The organism is Rhizobium sp. ERR 1071, assembly GCF_007828675.1.
Taxonomy (GTDB): Bacteria; Pseudomonadota; Alphaproteobacteria; order Rhizobiales; family Rhizobiaceae; genus Rhizobium; species Rhizobium dioscoreae.
Genome location: NZ_VITM01000015.1, coordinates 40,034 through 55,830 on the forward strand (window position 1 = coordinate 40,034; position 15,797 = coordinate 55,830).

The 15,797-nt window shown below is 58.1% G+C and carries 13 protein-coding genes and 2 pseudogenes; 8 read left to right on the forward strand and 7 right to left on the reverse strand.

Annotated elements, in window-relative coordinates; translation table 11 throughout:
• Positions 1-3: 3 nt before the first annotated feature.
• From FBZ99_RS29855 to FBZ99_RS29880, 6 genes and pseudogenes are all read left to right on the forward strand, one after another.
• Positions 4-1,071, forward strand: a complete 1,068-nt coding sequence (locus FBZ99_RS29855; protein ID WP_145636501.1) for a DUF2169 family type VI secretion system accessory protein — start codon at positions 4-6, stop codon at positions 1,069-1,071.
• Positions 1,071-2,543 carry a PAAR-like domain-containing protein gene (locus FBZ99_RS29860; RefSeq protein WP_145636503.1) on the forward strand — a complete coding sequence of 491 codons (1,473 nt, stop codon included), beginning with the start codon at positions 1,071-1,073 and terminating at the stop codon, positions 2,541-2,543. Before FBZ99_RS29855 ends, FBZ99_RS29860 begins: the two co-directional genes overlap by 1 nt.
• A complete protein-coding gene (locus FBZ99_RS29865; protein WP_145636505.1) occupies positions 2,540-3,088 on the forward strand; it encodes a hypothetical protein in 549 nt (182 codons plus the stop codon). Before FBZ99_RS29860 ends, FBZ99_RS29865 begins: the two co-directional genes overlap by 4 nt.
• Positions 3,089-3,703: 615 nt before the next feature.
• Positions 3,704-4,792 (forward strand): hypothetical protein, encoded by a 1,089-nt coding sequence (locus FBZ99_RS29870; RefSeq protein WP_246661227.1) that lies wholly within the window; start codon positions 3,704-3,706, stop codon positions 4,790-4,792.
• Between the two features lie 126 nt (positions 4,793-4,918).
• Positions 4,919-5,152, forward strand: coding sequence for a hypothetical protein (locus FBZ99_RS29875; protein ID WP_145636509.1), 234 nt, complete (start codon positions 4,919-4,921; stop codon positions 5,150-5,152).
• 24 nt (positions 5,153-5,176) lie between these two features.
• Positions 5,177-6,371, forward strand: a pseudogene (locus tag FBZ99_RS29880) (IS3 family transposase).
• Between the two features lie 28 nt (positions 6,372-6,399).
• Here FBZ99_RS29880 and FBZ99_RS29885 read toward each other — a convergent pair.
• Together FBZ99_RS29885 and FBZ99_RS29890 are read right to left on the reverse strand one after the other, a co-directional pair.
• A pseudogene (locus tag FBZ99_RS29885) lies at positions 6,400-7,216 on the reverse strand (ABC transporter substrate-binding protein); the annotation flags it as partial.
• Between the two features lie 68 nt (positions 7,217-7,284).
• Complete coding sequence (locus FBZ99_RS29890; protein ID WP_113352309.1) at positions 7,285-8,736, reverse strand: aldehyde dehydrogenase; 1,452 nt, start codon at positions 8,734-8,736, stop codon at positions 7,285-7,287.
• A 244-nt stretch (positions 8,737-8,980) separates the two neighbouring features.
• Here FBZ99_RS29890 and FBZ99_RS29895 point away from each other — a divergent pair, with 244 nt between their 5' ends.
• Entirely contained in the window at positions 8,981-9,877 is an 897-nt protein-coding gene (locus FBZ99_RS29895; protein ID WP_113352203.1) for a helix-turn-helix transcriptional regulator, read from the forward strand.
• 24 nt (positions 9,878-9,901) lie between these two features.
• On the opposite strand, the gene FBZ99_RS29900 is transcribed toward FBZ99_RS29895, so the two are convergent.
• Together FBZ99_RS29900 and FBZ99_RS29905 are read right to left on the reverse strand one after the other, a co-directional pair.
• A complete protein-coding gene (locus FBZ99_RS29900; RefSeq protein WP_145636511.1) occupies positions 9,902-12,058 on the reverse strand; it encodes an acetate--CoA ligase family protein in 2,157 nt (718 codons plus the stop codon).
• A 12-nt stretch (positions 12,059-12,070) separates the two neighbouring features.
• Positions 12,071-12,910, reverse strand: a complete 840-nt coding sequence (locus tag FBZ99_RS29905; protein WP_145636513.1) for a p-hydroxycinnamoyl CoA hydratase/lyase — start codon at positions 12,908-12,910, stop codon at positions 12,071-12,073.
• A gap of 407 nt (positions 12,911-13,317) precedes the next feature.
• On the opposite strand from FBZ99_RS29905, the gene FBZ99_RS29910 reads away from it, so the two are divergent.
• Positions 13,318-13,722 (forward strand): MarR family winged helix-turn-helix transcriptional regulator, encoded by a 405-nt coding sequence (locus FBZ99_RS29910; RefSeq protein ID WP_233788533.1) that lies wholly within the window; start codon positions 13,318-13,320, stop codon positions 13,720-13,722.
• 44 nt (positions 13,723-13,766) lie between these two features.
• Here FBZ99_RS29910 and FBZ99_RS33295 read toward each other — a convergent pair whose 3' ends face one another.
• The 3 genes from FBZ99_RS33295 to FBZ99_RS29920 all read right to left on the reverse strand — a co-directional run bounded on the left by FBZ99_RS33295 (position 13,767) and on the right by FBZ99_RS29920 (position 15,765).
• Positions 13,767-13,907: a hypothetical protein gene (locus FBZ99_RS33295; protein WP_186450367.1), complete on the reverse strand. Its 141-nt coding sequence runs from the start codon at positions 13,905-13,907 to the stop codon at positions 13,767-13,769.
• Positions 13,908-14,131: 224 nt separating this feature from the next.
• Positions 14,132-14,377: a hypothetical protein gene (locus FBZ99_RS29915; protein ID WP_113352199.1), complete on the reverse strand. Its 246-nt coding sequence runs from the start codon at positions 14,375-14,377 to the stop codon at positions 14,132-14,134.
• A 449-nt stretch (positions 14,378-14,826) separates the two neighbouring features.
• Positions 14,827-15,765 (reverse strand): LysR family transcriptional regulator, encoded by a 939-nt coding sequence (locus FBZ99_RS29920; RefSeq protein WP_113352198.1) that lies wholly within the window; start codon positions 15,763-15,765, stop codon positions 14,827-14,829.
• Positions 15,766-15,797 lie beyond the last annotated feature (32 nt).

Genomic DNA, 15,797 nt, shown 5'->3' on the forward strand with positions numbered 1-15,797 from the left:
GCTATGTCGGTCGACAATCGCACACCTTTCCCGGCGCTCGCTTTCCGGCAGTATAATTTGGAAGGAGAACTTGCAGGCATCGTCGTGGCCAGAGGCACGTTCAAGTTGACAGATGGCGGTCCGCTTGTAATTGCCGAAGAGCAATATCCTCTAGTTATGTCAGACACTTACGAGGGGGATCCGCACAAAACACAGCAGTTGGCTTGTACCGACTTGGCGCCTTTCAAGCCGGGAACCGATGTTACTTTTCTTGGTGCCGCCTTTCCACCGGGCGGAAAGGCTTCGTCATCCTGGAATTGCGGTTTGAGGGTCGGCCCCGTTAGCAAGCGATTGCGTGTGCATGGCCCTCGTGTGTGGCGTGCCCATATTCGCAAGACCTGGCGTGGCCTTCTCGATAGCGCCAAGGAGGATGCTCTTGATCATTGGGAGCTGACCGAGGGAGAACCGATTGAGTATCTGCCCTTGGACTGGAGGCTTGCTTTTGGCGGCTCCGGCTCGAACGACAAAGGGACACTGCTGGCGAACAACCCGATAGGAACGGGTGTTGTCGCTCACCAAGACTACCTCAATGGGCCGGAATGGCCGGCGCCACAGATTGAAGACGCGGCGAGGCCTATTTTGTCGGTCGATGATCGACCAGCACCGGCGGGATTGGGGTTTCTATCTCCATTTTGGAAGGATCGGGCAGAACGCGCCGGAACCTATGATGATGTATGGTTGAAAGAACGGCATCCGCTGCTTCCCAGGGATTTCGACTATCATTTCTGGCAGGCTGCGCATCCCGACTTGGTAGCTGAGCCGTGGCTTCAGGGCGATGAAGATTTCGAATTGGAAAACCTCCTTCCGGGGCGAGAAACGCTAAAAGGCCGCCTACCGCGCCTCGGTCTTTATGTCGAAATCGATCAGAAGCCAAACGCCGCCCAAGGGTGGATGGTGCTCGATGGCGTTCATTTCGATATGCGTCCCGGTATTGGTCGTGTTTTTCTCACATGGCGCTGCAATTTTCCTTGGCCGGAGCGAAAAGGACTCCCCAGGATGAGTATGGTTGATCTTTCCGAGGGTGTTAGCTGATGGCCGACAATCAACCCGCAGAAAGACCGCCGGAACCGGAGCCTTTAGAATATGTTCGGATCGTCCCGAGCAATGAGAACCCGTTACCGCACACCGGCAAGAAAGCCGCAAAGGGGCCAAGGGTAAAGCCGACAGCGCCTAATCCGGCGCCACCGGAGATCATCCCAAAAGAAGATACCGCATTGGCGATCGTCACTTCACCGGACGTATGCCGATCGCCGGAGCATCCAATCCCCTACATGACATGGGGAAAGGGCTCCGATAATCAAAACTATTCGCCTGATGTGCGCGCCAATGGCCAGGTGATCAAGCTCCAGAACTCAAAGTTTTCTTGTTGTTACGGGGATGAGCCGGGCGTTGGACGCGGCGTAAAATCCAACACCGTGGGCGATGTCGTCGAGCCCGTAACGTCATCCACGATCGTGAAAGCGAATGGTCAATGGGTTCAGCGTCACACCGACCGCTGTACGCTTAACAAGGGTAACGCTCCCGGCGAATATGTTTATGTCAAGTCGACTGAGACCGACAAGGCACCTGATGGAAAGGACAAGCAAGATAAGACGCGGGACGAAAAAATCGCGGATTATGCGGATTCCAGGCATTATCGCCGTGCTCCGGATGGCGGCTGGTATACCGATCCGAGCAGCACGAATGGCTGGGTTTCCAATGACAAACTTGGGGAGGAAATGGACTATGTGAACAGCGGGCGAGGCAATATCCAACCGCTTTCACTCGGTTCAGGCCCATCGGAGATAAAGGCCTACACACCCTCATGGACGGAAAAGATCGAGGGCTCTGTTCAAGATGGGCTTATGTCCATGGGCATGGGCACATACCAGGCTGGCGAATATGGCCGGAAGGTAGGCGGCTTGGCCGGCTTTGTGCCACTTGTTGGAAACGGACTTTCGTATGACGATGCCCGCCGCTCCTTCGCTTCGGGCAACTATCTGCTGGGAAGCATTCAGTCGGTCGGTGTTGTCATTGGCTTCGGCCCGGGACGGCTGGCCGAAAAAGGTTTGGAGAAGGGCGCGGAAAACATCGTCGAGAAGCAGCTTGAACGGGCTGCGGCAAAAAAGCTGGAAGAACAGGCTGCGAAGAAACTGGCGGAGGAGCGTGCAGCAAAAGAGGCTGCAGAAGCTGCTACCGAAAGCAGTGCAAAAGGCGCCAGAGTTACTGAGAGACCAAAGCAAGTTCATCACTATGCTACGAATAAACATAAATTCTACTCAGCTGAGATGAAGAAAATAGCAGATAAATATGGACTCGATTTGGATGATACGTGGAATAAGGAGTTGTTGCCGCATTTAGGTAGACATCCCAACGAGTATCATGAGTTTGTTCTTGACGGGTTGCGTGAGGCTGATAGCCTTGCTAGAGGAAACAAAGATATCTTCTTGCAAGAATTTGATAGGCTTGTGAAAGAGCCGGTGCGTAACAATCCAGACTTACTTAGGAAAAGTGGCTATCAATGACTGCCGAATTTGATGTTTTTAGGATATCGCATCCAGAACCAGGTAAGGTTTCTTTCCCCATTGGTGTCGCTACCTCACGAGCCACAGAATATAGCGATACATTTTACTTTGAGAAATTTGAGAAGCAATTTTCCTACCCTTTTAAGAATTTCGATTTGAAGGATGGTCAATTTAGCGACTTCATGCCATCGGATGTTGCTCATTTCTTGTGCTCCGACCGGTTTCGTGCGCTCATCGACGAAAATTGGGGGGCGGAAGATCGCTATGAATGGTTTACGGTGGATGTTCATAATGCAGCTGACGTTCGACCCTACCATGTCCTACATATTCTCCGCGACCCAGATATCCTTGATGTCGAGCGGTCCAAATTCGCGGGTCCGTCGCTTGTCGTCCCAGCATTCAAAAATCTGTTGGGTCATAATATCTTCAGCCCGCCGAATTATGCTGGCGAGGTAGTTTTCATACGAGACAGCGTTAAGCGCCGCTTTGCACTGGCCAAATTATCTGGCGTGGAATTTCGCAAGGTCAGGGCAGGCGCTGACTAAACTCTAACTCACGAGCTTCAGAGTATAGCGACACATTTTACTTTGAAAAGTTTTAGAAACAGCTTCCTATCCCTTTAAGAATTTCGATTTGAACGAAGCGCAGTTCAGCGATTTGATGCCATTGGATGTCGCTCATTTCTTGTGCTCCGACCGCTTTCGTGCGTTCAACGACGCGAATTGGGGGCGGAAGATCGCTATGAGCGGTTCGCGGTCGATGTGCACGATGCGGATGATGTTCGACCTTACCATGTCCTCCATATTCTCCGCGACCCAGATATCCTTGATGGCGAGCGGTCCAAATTTGCCGGCCCATCGCTTGTGTCCCAGCATTCAAAAATCTGTTGGGTCGCAATATCTTTAGCTCGCCGAACTATGCTGGCGAGGTAGTATTCGTGCGAGACAGCGTTAAGCGCCGCTTTGCTTCCGCCAAATTATCTGGTGTGGAATTTCGCAAGGTCAGGCCTGGTTCCGATTATGGGAGGCTGTCCATTGGGCGATATTAATCAACCGGCTGGCGCCAGGAAGAACAAAGGAGCAGCCGTTGCCGAGCGGTGAGGCGGAAGTTGTGCTCAAACGAGGGCATTATTGATGAGTGTTAGTGATTGGAAGCCAATCATGCGCGCGGCCAGTGCGCTCAGCATGGACCGTTTCGCAATGTGTTGGGGTGAACTGGAGTACGATGATCCCTTCACCGCAATAATCTCTTATGATGGTCGCTCCGCTCAGCCATGGAGCCGCGTCGACGTGCGAAGAGAAATTGTGGATGTCGGTTACGGAAACTTCGATGGAAAGGCCGACCCTATTCCCGTAGCGCTCAGTAACGAAGGCGATGTTTATACGCTCGTCGACGACCGTGCAGAGTGGTCCAAGATACCTGGAGCGGGTGTGTTGAGCAATGACTCAAAGGGGCTAGGAGCGGTACATACACTGTTGCTGGATGGATCGACGCAATATGTTCTCGGCGATGGTCGTCAGCTTTATCAACGACAGATCCCTGGTGCATGGCACTGCGTATCTGCAGACGCGGCGAAGCCGCCGGGATATGGCCGGGAAAATTTTGGCAAGGCAATCCGTCTCCCGAGTGGAGATTTACTTATTGAAAGCATCCAGCGGCCTTACTCGAGCCGAGATCCAGCTCAATTTGATCCTTCCTTCTGGGCGAAGATGAGTGTCGAAGAGGTGACACAGATGATGCTCAGTCAGCAAAAAAAGCTTGCGGGTGGTCAGCCTGTGCAGCGTCTCTACACCTACGTCCGCGGGCAGTTCAACAAGATTGAGTTGCCTGAGGATATCCGCATTCAGGATATGTATATTGACCCACAGCACCGGGTCTGGCTGTTAGGTTTCGGTGGATTGATTTTGCGCGGCAACCCGCAATCCGGCTTCGAGCGACTAGGCTTCCATGGTGACACCGAAGCACTGTTCTCAGCAGCATGGTTTCACGACGAGCTCATCTTGGCGACAGATGATGGCTTGCGGCGGTTCGATGGACACAAGCTCAAGAGTTTAAAGCCAGTGCTGGATAATGCCTTCGTCAATCGCAATGTGCCCGTGCCTTTGCGAGTACAGGCAATTGGCGACAGGATCATCTATTTCGATGCAAAACATGGCGTTGCGCATTGGGACGGCGATTCTTGGACCTGGATTCAAATACCTAAGGAGTTATTGAAGCGAGACTTTCAGGGTTTGATACCATTGCCTTAAGCCGTGGCGCTTCATTGATTATGGCGAGGCAACCGATGCATAACTCAAGGGACTGCATATGCCATAGGGTTCATTGTAATTTGCATATATAGTTGATTTGAATTTTAGTGGAGCAACGTTCTGAGAGTGATCGAATTTACCCGCGCCTGCGCTCGGTCCGAAAATGTCGTGATTGTCAACGCAGTGCAGGAGATATCAGACACTTATGATCCTGATTGCCGAATTTATCGCTTTGAGCATGACGGTAAAGTTGGCGAACAATGGTATTATGACAACTTTAATTTCCACATGCAGGACATAACGTTGTTCCGCAATGAATTAGCCCCCGAAAGGCTCGGACATGCTCCCCCACTTAGCTAAGTGGGTAGGAATAATGTTGGTAATATGACTAGCAGCAATTTTAAGATGGAAGTCCTCTCCGGGCCGGAACGTCGGCGGCGCTGGAGCACAGCGGAGAAGCTGGCAATCATCCACGAGACCTATGAGGCGGACGCCACGGCATCCAGCCGAACCAGTTGTTCGCCTGGCGCAAGCTGGCGTCCCAAGGGGCACTGACGGCGACGGCCGCCGAAGAGGAGGTCGTTCCGGCTTCCGAATACCGGGCGCTTCAGGCCCAGGTGAAGGAGTTGCAACGCCTGTTGGGCAAGAAGACGATGGAGAGCGAAATCCTGAAGGAAGCCCTCGAAATCGCCGGTGGCCCAAAAAAACATCTGTTGCGCTCGCTCTCTCTTCCCAGGGGGATTTTGGAATGAAGACCGTCTGCGAAACTTTAGGGGTCGCCCGCTCGAATATCGCCGCGCGTGCCGCAGGCTCCCCTTCCAGAGCCAGAGGACGCCCGCCACTCCCGGATCGGGAACTGGTGGAGGACATCAAGGCCGTCATCGCCGACATGCCCACCTACGGCTATCGGCGTGTCCATGCCATCCTGCGCCGGAATGCCCGGAAAGACGGGCGTTCGTGGCCCAATGCCAAGCGCGTCTACCGGGTGATGAAGCTGCACAACCTGCTGCTGGTGCGTCATACCGGAGCGGTCGATGATCGCCTTCACGACGGCCAGGTCGCCGTTGAACGTTCGAACATCAGATGGTGCTCCGATGGCTTCGAGATCGGCTGCGACAACAAGGAGAAGGTCCGTGTCGCCTTCGCCCTCGACTGCTGCGACCGCGAGGCAATCGCCCATGTCGCCACCACGGAGGGCATCAAGAGCCAGGACGTGCAGGACCTCGTGATCACCGCCGTGGAGAACCGCTTCGGCCGCATCAACATGCTGTCCGAACCCATCGAATGGCTCACCGACAACGGCTCCTGCTTCATCGCCAAGGACACCGCGTCCTTGCTCCGCGACATCGGCATGGAACCGTGCACGACGCCGGTGCGCAGCCCGCAATCGAACGGCATGGCCGAGGCCTTCGTCAAAACCTTCAAGCGCGATTACGTCGCGGTGAACCCCACCCCGGATGCTGAAACCGTCATCGCTCAACTGCCGTTCTGGTTCGAGCATTACAACAATCTTCACCCGCACAGTGCGTTAGGATATCAATCGCCGCGCGAGTTCATCAGCTCGCAATCTCAAACCTGAGCATGTCCGGTCTTTTGGGGGCAACTCCAGCGAGCTCGGACCCCGAAACATCTGTCAGCGTCGACTTGTAGGGAAAAGCCTTGTGCCAATAGGCGGCGCTGGCGATGTTGACGCCGAGGTCGCCAAGCGACTCGATGTCGGAGGGAAAGAGCCCAGTCTTGGCGACCTGGCAGATCTTGAACTGCTGGATGAGACCCTGCTGGGCCGCCTGGCGCCAGAAAGCGGCGAAATCCGGCGGAATCGGGAAGCTGTTGAAGATCTCGACGCCTTCCTGGCGGAAGAGCGCGATCTGCGAGGAGAAATCGGTGGTGCCGGTCTCATAGGCGCCGGGATCGACGATGGTGAAACCGGCCTTGGCAAGCGCCGGCGCCAAATTGGCACGGATGGCATTGCCATCGGCATCGTTCGGATACATGACGCCAACCTTCTTGTTGGTCTCGATCAGGTTCCATTGCGATATATAGGTCTTCAGGAATTCGCCGACGCCGAAGCCGAAGTGGTAGGTCCATTTGAATGGCGAGGGAGCCCCGGGCTTGGCTCCGCGACCGAAATACCAGGCTTCCCACGGCATGACCGTCGAGGATATCGACCTTCCATGTCTTGCCACCGGCCCGCAATCCATTGGCCAGCGCCTTGCGCGCGAGATCGAGCACATAGCCATCCGTTTCGCCGAAGCCACCAAGCGGCCCGGTCCGCGGGCTGATGAAGCCGACCTTCAGTGTGTCGTCGGCGGCAAAGGCCTCGCGGCCGCCAAAGGCCAATGCGGTTGTTCCCGCCGCGGCCGCGGCCATGAAATCGCGCCGCGTCAGTCCGCCGCCCAAAATTCGTTCCCTGAAACCAGTCATGCCATTTCCTCCCTTTTGGCGGAGCCCTCTTAACTCCGTATTCCCTCGTTTCTTGCCGATCCGCGGCGTCAGATCGGATAGTTCCGTCTGCCGGAAGCGAGCGTGATCCAGCGCAGTTCCGTGAATTCGTCGATCGCCGCCCGGCCGCCGAAGCGGCCATAGCCGCTCGACTTGACGCCGCCAAACGGCATTTGCGGCTCGTCCGCGACGGTTGCCTCGTTGATGTGGCAGATGCCGGTCTCGATGCGTCTGGCGACGGCGAACGCCTGGTTGATGTCCTGGCTGAAGACAGCTGACGACAGGCCATATTCGTTGTCGTTGGCGACGGTCACGGCTTCGTCGATGCTGTCGACACGGATGATGGCCGCCAGCGGCCCGAAGCTTTCCTCGCGATAGATGCGCATGGCCGGTGTTACGTGATCGATGACGGTCGCGTCGATCAGCGTGCCGCGGGCGTGACCACCGCAGACGACCACCGCGCCCTTCTGTGAGGCATCCTCGACCAGCGCGCGGACACGGCGTGCGGCTTCGGCCGTGATCATCGTCCCGAGCGGCGTGTTGCCGTCGCGCGGGTTGCCGGCCACGAGCGTCTCGGCCTTGACCCTGAACTTCTCCACGAATTCATCGGCGATCTCCTCCATGAGGATGATCCGCTCGGTCGACATGCAGATCTGGCCCTGGTTCATGAAGGCGCCAAAGGCGGCGGCGCGAACGGCCTCATCGATATCGGCATCGGCAAGCACGATGAAGGGCGCCTTGCCGCCAAGCTCGAGCAGACAGCGCTTGAGATGACGCGCGGACGTTTCGGCGATCAGGCGGCCGACGCGGGTCGAGCCGGTGAAATTGATCCGGCGCACGGCCGGATGTGCGATCAAGACCTCGACGATGGCGGCGGCATCCTTCGGCGCATTAGTAACGACATTGACGACCCCGGCTGGAAATCCGGCTTCGCGCATGATTTCGCCGATCAGACAATGGGTCTTGGGGCAAAGCTCGGATGCCTTCAGAATGACCGTATTGCCGCAAGCAAGCGGCATGGCGATCGCGCGCACGCCGAGAATGATTGGCGCATTCCACGGCGCGATCCCAAGACAGACGCCGGCAGGCTGGCGAACCGCCATGGCGAGGCTCCCTGCCTCGCCGGACGGGATGATCTCGCCGGCAACCTGCGTTGTCATGGCTCCGGCTTCGCGCAGCATGTCGGCGGCGAGATCGCAATTGATCCGCGCCCAGAGCGCGGTCGCTCCGGTCTCGCCAACCATCGCCTCGACGAAGCCTGCCGTTCGGGCCGCCAGAATATCGGCGGCCTTGTTCAACAGCGCCCTTCGTTGATGGGGGCCTATTTCGGACCATGCGGGAAAGGCGGCCGCGGCGGCATTGGCAGCGCTGGTCGCGTCGGCCAGAGAGGCGGCCGGTGCGATCGTCGCGACATCGCCCGTCGCCGGATCGATGCATTCGAATGTCGACGCATCCGATGCGTCGAGCGCTTTGTCATTGATCAGCAGTTTCGCCACCAACATCGCGATCATCCGCTCTCTGGCAGGCCACGCTTGCCATCATCTGACTGGGAAGGGATGCACACGGATTCACGCGGCCGGGATGCAGCCTCGTCGAGCATATGTTTCGTGTGGAGACCTCCTCCCAAAGGCTCATGGGAAGAGATTACGTGGTTACCGAGAGCTTTGAATGTGATTTTCTGGGTTAATATTGCAATTATCTGGCAATCATGTCACGTTTTCGTCACCCCAAGCCAAGGAGAATGCATTGGTTTTCGACAGCGGCATCCATCTTCATGCCCGCGGTGAATGGCACGAGCCATCCCTGACGCACCGCACGATCCGCTTCCAAAAAGGTCTTTACGTCTCCTTCCACCATATCGTCCTGCTGCAGGCGGGCAGAGCCACATTTGTCCTTGACGCCGAAGATGAGAGAACCCTGCGGGGGCCGACCATTGCCTATATGCCGCCACAGGCGCGCGGCGAGCTGCATATGGCCGCCGGCGCGGCGAGCTTCCTCGTCGGCGCCTCGCCGCAGATCATGGTCGATGCGATTGGCAATCGAGCAGAATCCTACGCGCTCAGAATTTTCAGCGAGCGCCCCTGGTTCATGATCGAACGCAATATCAACGCCGTCAATGAGGTACAGCCGCTGGTCGCCGGCTTCGTTCGAGAACTCGGCGATCCCGCGCGCGCGTCCTGGATGGCGATTTCGGCCTATATGCGCCTGATCCTTCTGACGCTTTGGCGGGCCGGAGGAGCAGAGACATCGGAGCAGCGCGGGCGCGGTGGCAATGCGTCGATCCTGCAGCGATATCGGCAGCTGGTGGAAGCCTGGTTCCGGCAGCATCGGCCGATCACGGACTATGCGCGAGAACTCGGCGTCACGACCGATCGCCTGCACGCCATCTGCCAGGGCGCGCTCGGGCGCTCCCCTGTGCAATTGCTGCATGAGCGGGTGGTGCAGGAGGCAAAGTTGCGGCTGGAGCGCTCGGCCCGCACCGTGCAGGAAATCTCGGACGGGCTTGGCTTTCGCGACCCGACCTATTTCAGCCACTTCTTCAAACGGAAGACCGGCTTTTCGCCGGCGGCCTATCGTGAGGTTGCCCGTAGTAGCGAGGTCGCGGAAAGCACGCTTTCGTCGGGCTATGCCGATTGGCCGTAATTTCGAGCGGGCAGGCTTTGCGGCTCAAGCGTCGGTAGGCTTGGTTACTGCCAACATCAAGGCATCCAGCGCCACCGCACCTTCGCCGTCGGGATAGATCACGACAGGATTGAGGTCTATTTCCCGGATAGCCGGTTCGGCCAGCAGCAGCTGGCCGAGCGCAGCGATGATGCGGGCGGCGGCATTCACGTCGAGCGGCGGCGAGCCGCGGAAACCGCGCAGCAGAGGCGCATTCTTCAGCCGATGTAGCTCGCGGCTGATAGCGTCTTCAGGCAGATCGGGCGTCAGAATCCGAACATCCTTCAGGATTTCAGCCGTAACGCCGCCAAAGCCCGCCAGGATCACGGGTCCCCAGTCAGGGTCGTTGCGTGCTCCGATGATCAGCTCGATGCCGCGTTTGCACATGGCTTCGATCAGTACGCCGTCCAGGGTAAGGCCTGGGCGATGGCGCGCGATATCGGCATGCAGCTTGCTCCAGCCCTCCTGGAGGCTGGCTGCGTCCGACAATCCAATGACGACACCGCCGGCGTCGCTCTTGTGGCTGAGCTCGGGCGATTGCGCCTTCAGCACCACCGGATACCCAATCGCGCCGGCTGCGGTGAAAGCTTGTTCGAGGGTTGTTGCCAGGCGGCCTTCAGGAAACGGAATTCCAAGCGGCGCTAGCATTTGCTTGGCTTGATATTCGGGAATGACACCTCCCTGCCAGGGGAGGCCGGCAATCGCGAGCGGAGCGGAGGTGCAGGTGGCAATGTCACTCGCCGCGAACGCATCGATGCGCTTCAGCGCGCGGAAGGCCCGTTCTGTCGATGGGAAATAGACGATACCGAGCGCCCGCAACTGCGCAATATAGTTCGCCGGGATGGGGGCTCCCTCATCAAGCCCGGCGAAGATCAGCGGCTTTGTCGGCTTGCGCTCTCGCACGGCTTTCAGGATCGGCGGCAGTTTGATGGCTAGGGTGACGGGATCGGTCTGGATGATGCAAGCGACAATGCTGGCGAACCGGGTATCGTCGAAGAGGGCCGTGAGCGTTCTGTCGTAAAGGTCCGGCTCCACGAGACCCTGTGCCGTCAGATCCAGCGGATTGCTGACACCGACGAAGGGCGGCAGAACAGCGCGCAGCGCTGGCGCTGTCTCATCGTTAATTGGAGGAAGATCCAGTCCAAGCTCCTCACACAGGTCGAGCGTCAGCGCCTTGAACGCGCCGGATTCGCCAAGCACCGCGAGGCCTCCAGCCGGAGGCGCCAGGCATCGCAGAGCGATCTCGGCGATGTCACCAAGTTCCTCGAGCGTTTCGGCCAGGATAACGCCGGCATGGGCGACCTTGGCGCGCATGAGCTGATAATCGCCGGCCATGGCACCGGTGTGGGTCGCGGCGGATTCACGCGCCGCGCTGCTCCGGCCGGGATGAAGAAGGACGATCCGCTTTCCCCTCGCATATGCTTCGCGCGCCGCGGCAAGGAAACGGGCGGGCTTGCGGAATTGTTCGACGATCATCGCGATGACCCGCGTGGAGGCATCCTCCACCAGAAATTCCACATAGTCCTCGACGCCGCTTGCAGCTTCGTTGCCGGTGGAGACGGAATAGGAGAGGCCCAGATCACGGCTGGCGAAGGTCACGCCGAGGACGGCGGCCATGGCGCCGCTCTGCGAGACTATCGCGATACCCGGCCGATCGCCCAGTGCCTTTGAAGCGGTTTCGATAAAGGTCAGGGGGATGCGGTCAACATGGTTGACCATGCCGAGGCAGTTCGGCCCCTCGATCACCATTCCGACTTCCGCCGCCATGCGGGTGATCTCGCGTTGTTCGGCCACCCCTTCCTCACCGCCCTCGGCAAAGCCCGCCGAAAAGATCACCGCCGCGCCAACGCGGCGACGGGCAAGCGCCTCGATCGAGGAAAGCACGGCAGCGCGCGGAACGGCAAGAACCGCCGCATCCACCCCGTCCGGAAGGTCACTGATCGAGGCGAGGCAGGGCCGGTTGCCGATTTCGGTCCGTTTGGGGTTGATCAGATGAATGGCCCCGGCATAGCCGCTGCGATCGAGGTTGGAAAGTACCGAAGCGCCAAGCGCGCCGGGCTTGTCGGAGGCGCCGACGATCGCCACCGATCTCGGGCGCAGCAGCCGTTCCATGGAGCCGCTAGGAAGAGCCGATGGGTGTGCGCTGGTGATCTCGACCGTCATGTAAGGCTCTCCTCAGGCCTGATGCTTGGATTTGTCATAGGCACCCAGACCGGGCTTGTACGTCTTGTCGTCGATGAACTGCTTGATACCTTCCTTGCGTCCCTCGTTATCATAACTGTTGGCCGCTTCCTGGGCGCGGACGAGGTAATCCTCCGCATTGTCGTAAGTCATCTCCCGCACGCGCCGAATGACATCCTTGGTGGCTTTGAGCGCGACGGGGTTCTTTTGCAGCAGGATGTTGGCGACATCGGTTACCCGCGCTTTCAACTGTGCAAGCGGTAGGGACTCGTTGACGAAGCCCCATTCGGCCGCCTTCCTGCCGCCGATGTTTTCGCCGGTCAGCGCGTGATACATGGCGTTGCGGAAGGATGTAAGTTCGCTCGCCACCTTGGCGGCGCCACCGCCGGGCAGGATGCCCCAGTTGATTTCGCTCAGTCCGAATCTGGCTTCATCGGCGGCAAAGGCGAGGTCGCAGGCGAAAAGAGGTCCGTAACCGCCGCCGAAGCACCAGCCATTCACCATGGCGATGGTCGGTTTCTGATACCAGCGCAGCCGACGCCACCAGCCGTAGCTTTCGCGCTGCGCCTTTCGCGTACCCTGTAGACCGTAAGCCTCGGTCTCGCGGAAATATTCCTTGAGATCCATACCTGCTGACCAGGCCGTGCCCTCGCCGGAAAGAACCAGAACACCGACATCGGCCCGAAACTCGAGCCCATCCAGAACCTCCGTCATGCGCCGATTGAGCGTGGGGCTCATCGCGTTGCGTTTCTCCGGGCGATTGAAGCTGACCCAGGCGATGCCGGCTTCAACGGTAAAGGCGACGGTATCTTTTTCGGGATGCTCTGTTGTCATGATGGTGTCCTTCTTGCCGCCAGGGCCTGCACATCAAGGGGAGCGGGCCGCAAGGAGGTGACCCGCATCGAATGCGGTAAGCTGTACCGGGGCCGTTTGACGGCAGCGCGATCGAAATGAAATTCCTCTCATCTCCGCCGGCGGCAATGCGGTTAACGAGACGTGGAGCGCGCTGTAGCGTCGCTGATCAACGGATCGCGGCGCTGCTGCCGATATTCTTCAAAAGAAAATTCCTCCAATACCGGCATATGACCTCCTCGCCGATAATGTTATGTCTCATAGCATTGTTTGATTGTTATGTGCAATAGCATTATAGGCGAATTATGGATATCGACACCCGTGCATCAAGATTGAGCGACCCGCTTGACGCTTTGCTTGGCTATCAGCTGAGGAGGGCATCCAATGTGATGATGGCCGACCTGGGCTCAAGGCTTCAGGCCATTGAACTCAGGCCGGTCGAAGCTTCCATTCTGACACTGATCGATGCCAATCCCGGCTGTACCCAGAGCGATCTTGGACGTAGCCTCGGCATCCAGCGTGCCAACATGGTTCCCCTGATGGTCGGGCTGACCAAGGCCGGGCTTGTCGACCGGGCTCCGGTCGGCGGCCGATCGCGGGCTCTTCGCCTGACAAGGACCGGCTCGGCGAAACTGGAGACGGTGCACGCCATCATCGAGGCGCACGAGGCGCGGTTTCGGCGTCTTTTCGCGCCCGAGCTTAGGGAGGCAGCGTTGGAAGTCCTGCGAGGCATCCGGCAAGAAGGCGAAGGGGTCTCGCGCCAGTATGATCGGGAACCGCCGGCCGGTGCTTGATGGGGCTCGAGCCGCGACGGCTGGCCGTCGGGGCGCTGTACCAATTATCCTGCCGCGGCAAGCTCACGGCGATAGCCGACATCGATGACGATTCGTCCGCCGGAGGCCCTCGAAACGCAGGCGCACATGCGTGAATTTTCCTGCCGCTCGGCTTCGAAAAAGAAGACATCTCTATGGTCGATCACGCCATCTGTTTCCACGATCTTGACGGCACAGTGCCCATATTCTCCATCGGGAATCGAAAACCATGCCGACGCCCGCCTCCAGCCATACGTCTAACATCGATTGATCGGCCCGAACCCGAACAGGAGCACCGAGCTCCGCGACTTCGACATGGAAGGCGTGCTCTGCAAAGCGACCATTATCGCCGAAGACCTCGCAGCGCAGCCGGCTCATGGAGCGGCCACCTTTATGCTGAGCCTGGCGCGCCGCTTCCAGGAGGGCCGCGCGGGCCGCAGATATGGGCCTCGTCATCTGGTGGCAGGGCCGCGAATTCGGCATCGAGATCCGGTATTTCGCCGTCATCTTCAGCAAAAACCTGCAGCCGCTCGTCAAGCAGTGCGGCAAACTCGTCGAGAAAAGCCATCTGGTTGCGGATTTTCGCGGCATAGGCCAGCCGGAGCGTCTTCGCCCGTGAGGCGAGTACTTTTGCCATGCCGTAGATCGGGGTAATCCCGATACCGCCGGCAATCAGGGGTAGCGGGAGGCGTGCCAGGAAAGCTCGAAGCGGTTTTCGGGTTCGGTCAGTTCTATGTCGTCACCCGATGGCTTGGATCCAGGATTATTCGCCTCAAAAGCCGCGCACCGTCCTGTCGTCTCTGGTGATGACCAGGCGGCCAAGGAAGAGCTAAGGCTCGACTAGAGTCGGCGGAATTTTGGCCTCGCACGTCCGTGGTCGATCTCATGATTGGGCATGCTCATTGTATCGATTGCTCGCGCTTTTAGTCCCGCATGAACCCTAGCAGGACAGGGACTCGCCGTCCTTATCGTTCGCGGTACCCTCGAGAAGATATTGCGGCGCGTAGCTCGAGCGGCGGAATTCACGGCCTCAAAGCACGCTTAATTGCGCCCAAGATCGAGCATAAACGCAAGCATTTTATCGAATTACTCACCTTTGCCGTCAAGTTTCACATTGGACAATTGGAGCCAAGGAGGATTGTCGGCGTACATCTCGCGGATCAAACGCTTGATTTGCTCGATCCGGGCGTTGGGCTCATTGTGCCGATAGCTCATGATCACCGGGGAGGTCGCTCTTTCCTCCGCGATTGTCCGATAGCACACGTCATCTGGCCGCTGCCGTTGAGATGCAGCAGGGATGAGACAGACTCCGGCGCCGGCGGCGACCATGCCTAGCGCACCCTGGATGTCGCGAACCTCCTCGACCTTCGAGATCCCAATTCCGAACTCTGTAAACAGAGATAGAACTTCGTCGGCGAAACTCGGCCGCGGCGCAGAAGGATAAAGAATGACAGTTTCCTGCGAGAGCGAGGCAAGGTCAATTGGCTCTTCGGAAACAGACAAGGGGTGAAACTTGGGTATCGCCGCGACAAGGCGCTCTTCGCGAAGCGTAAGACGTTCGACCTCCCTATCGTTGAACCTGACCCTACCGAAGCCGAGATCAATACGTCGCTCCTTCAAAGCGCTGACCTGCTCCGTCGACATCATCTCCCGAATTTCGATATCAAGATCGGGCCAGACCTGCCTCATACGCCGAACCAGATCAGGAATGCCGCCGTAAAGCGTTGAGCCCACGCATCCGATAACAAACCGCTCGCGTTTCGAGCTGCCGATCTTGCGGGTCTGATCAATAATATGCTCAGTCCGTACGAGGATATGGCGAGCCTGCTCATAGAGAAACCGCCCGGCCTCCGTCAGCGCGATCGGACGTTGATTGCGATCGATCAGTTGTACGCCCAGTTCTTCCTCAAGCTGCTGAATTTGTCGGCTAAGCGGCGGTTGGGCTATATGGAGCAGATCGGCAGCTCGTGAGAAGTTCCGCTCACGCGCCACCGTTACGAAATATCTAAGTTGGCGAAGATCCATCCGCTGGCCTCCCGATGCATCTTTTGGGACTA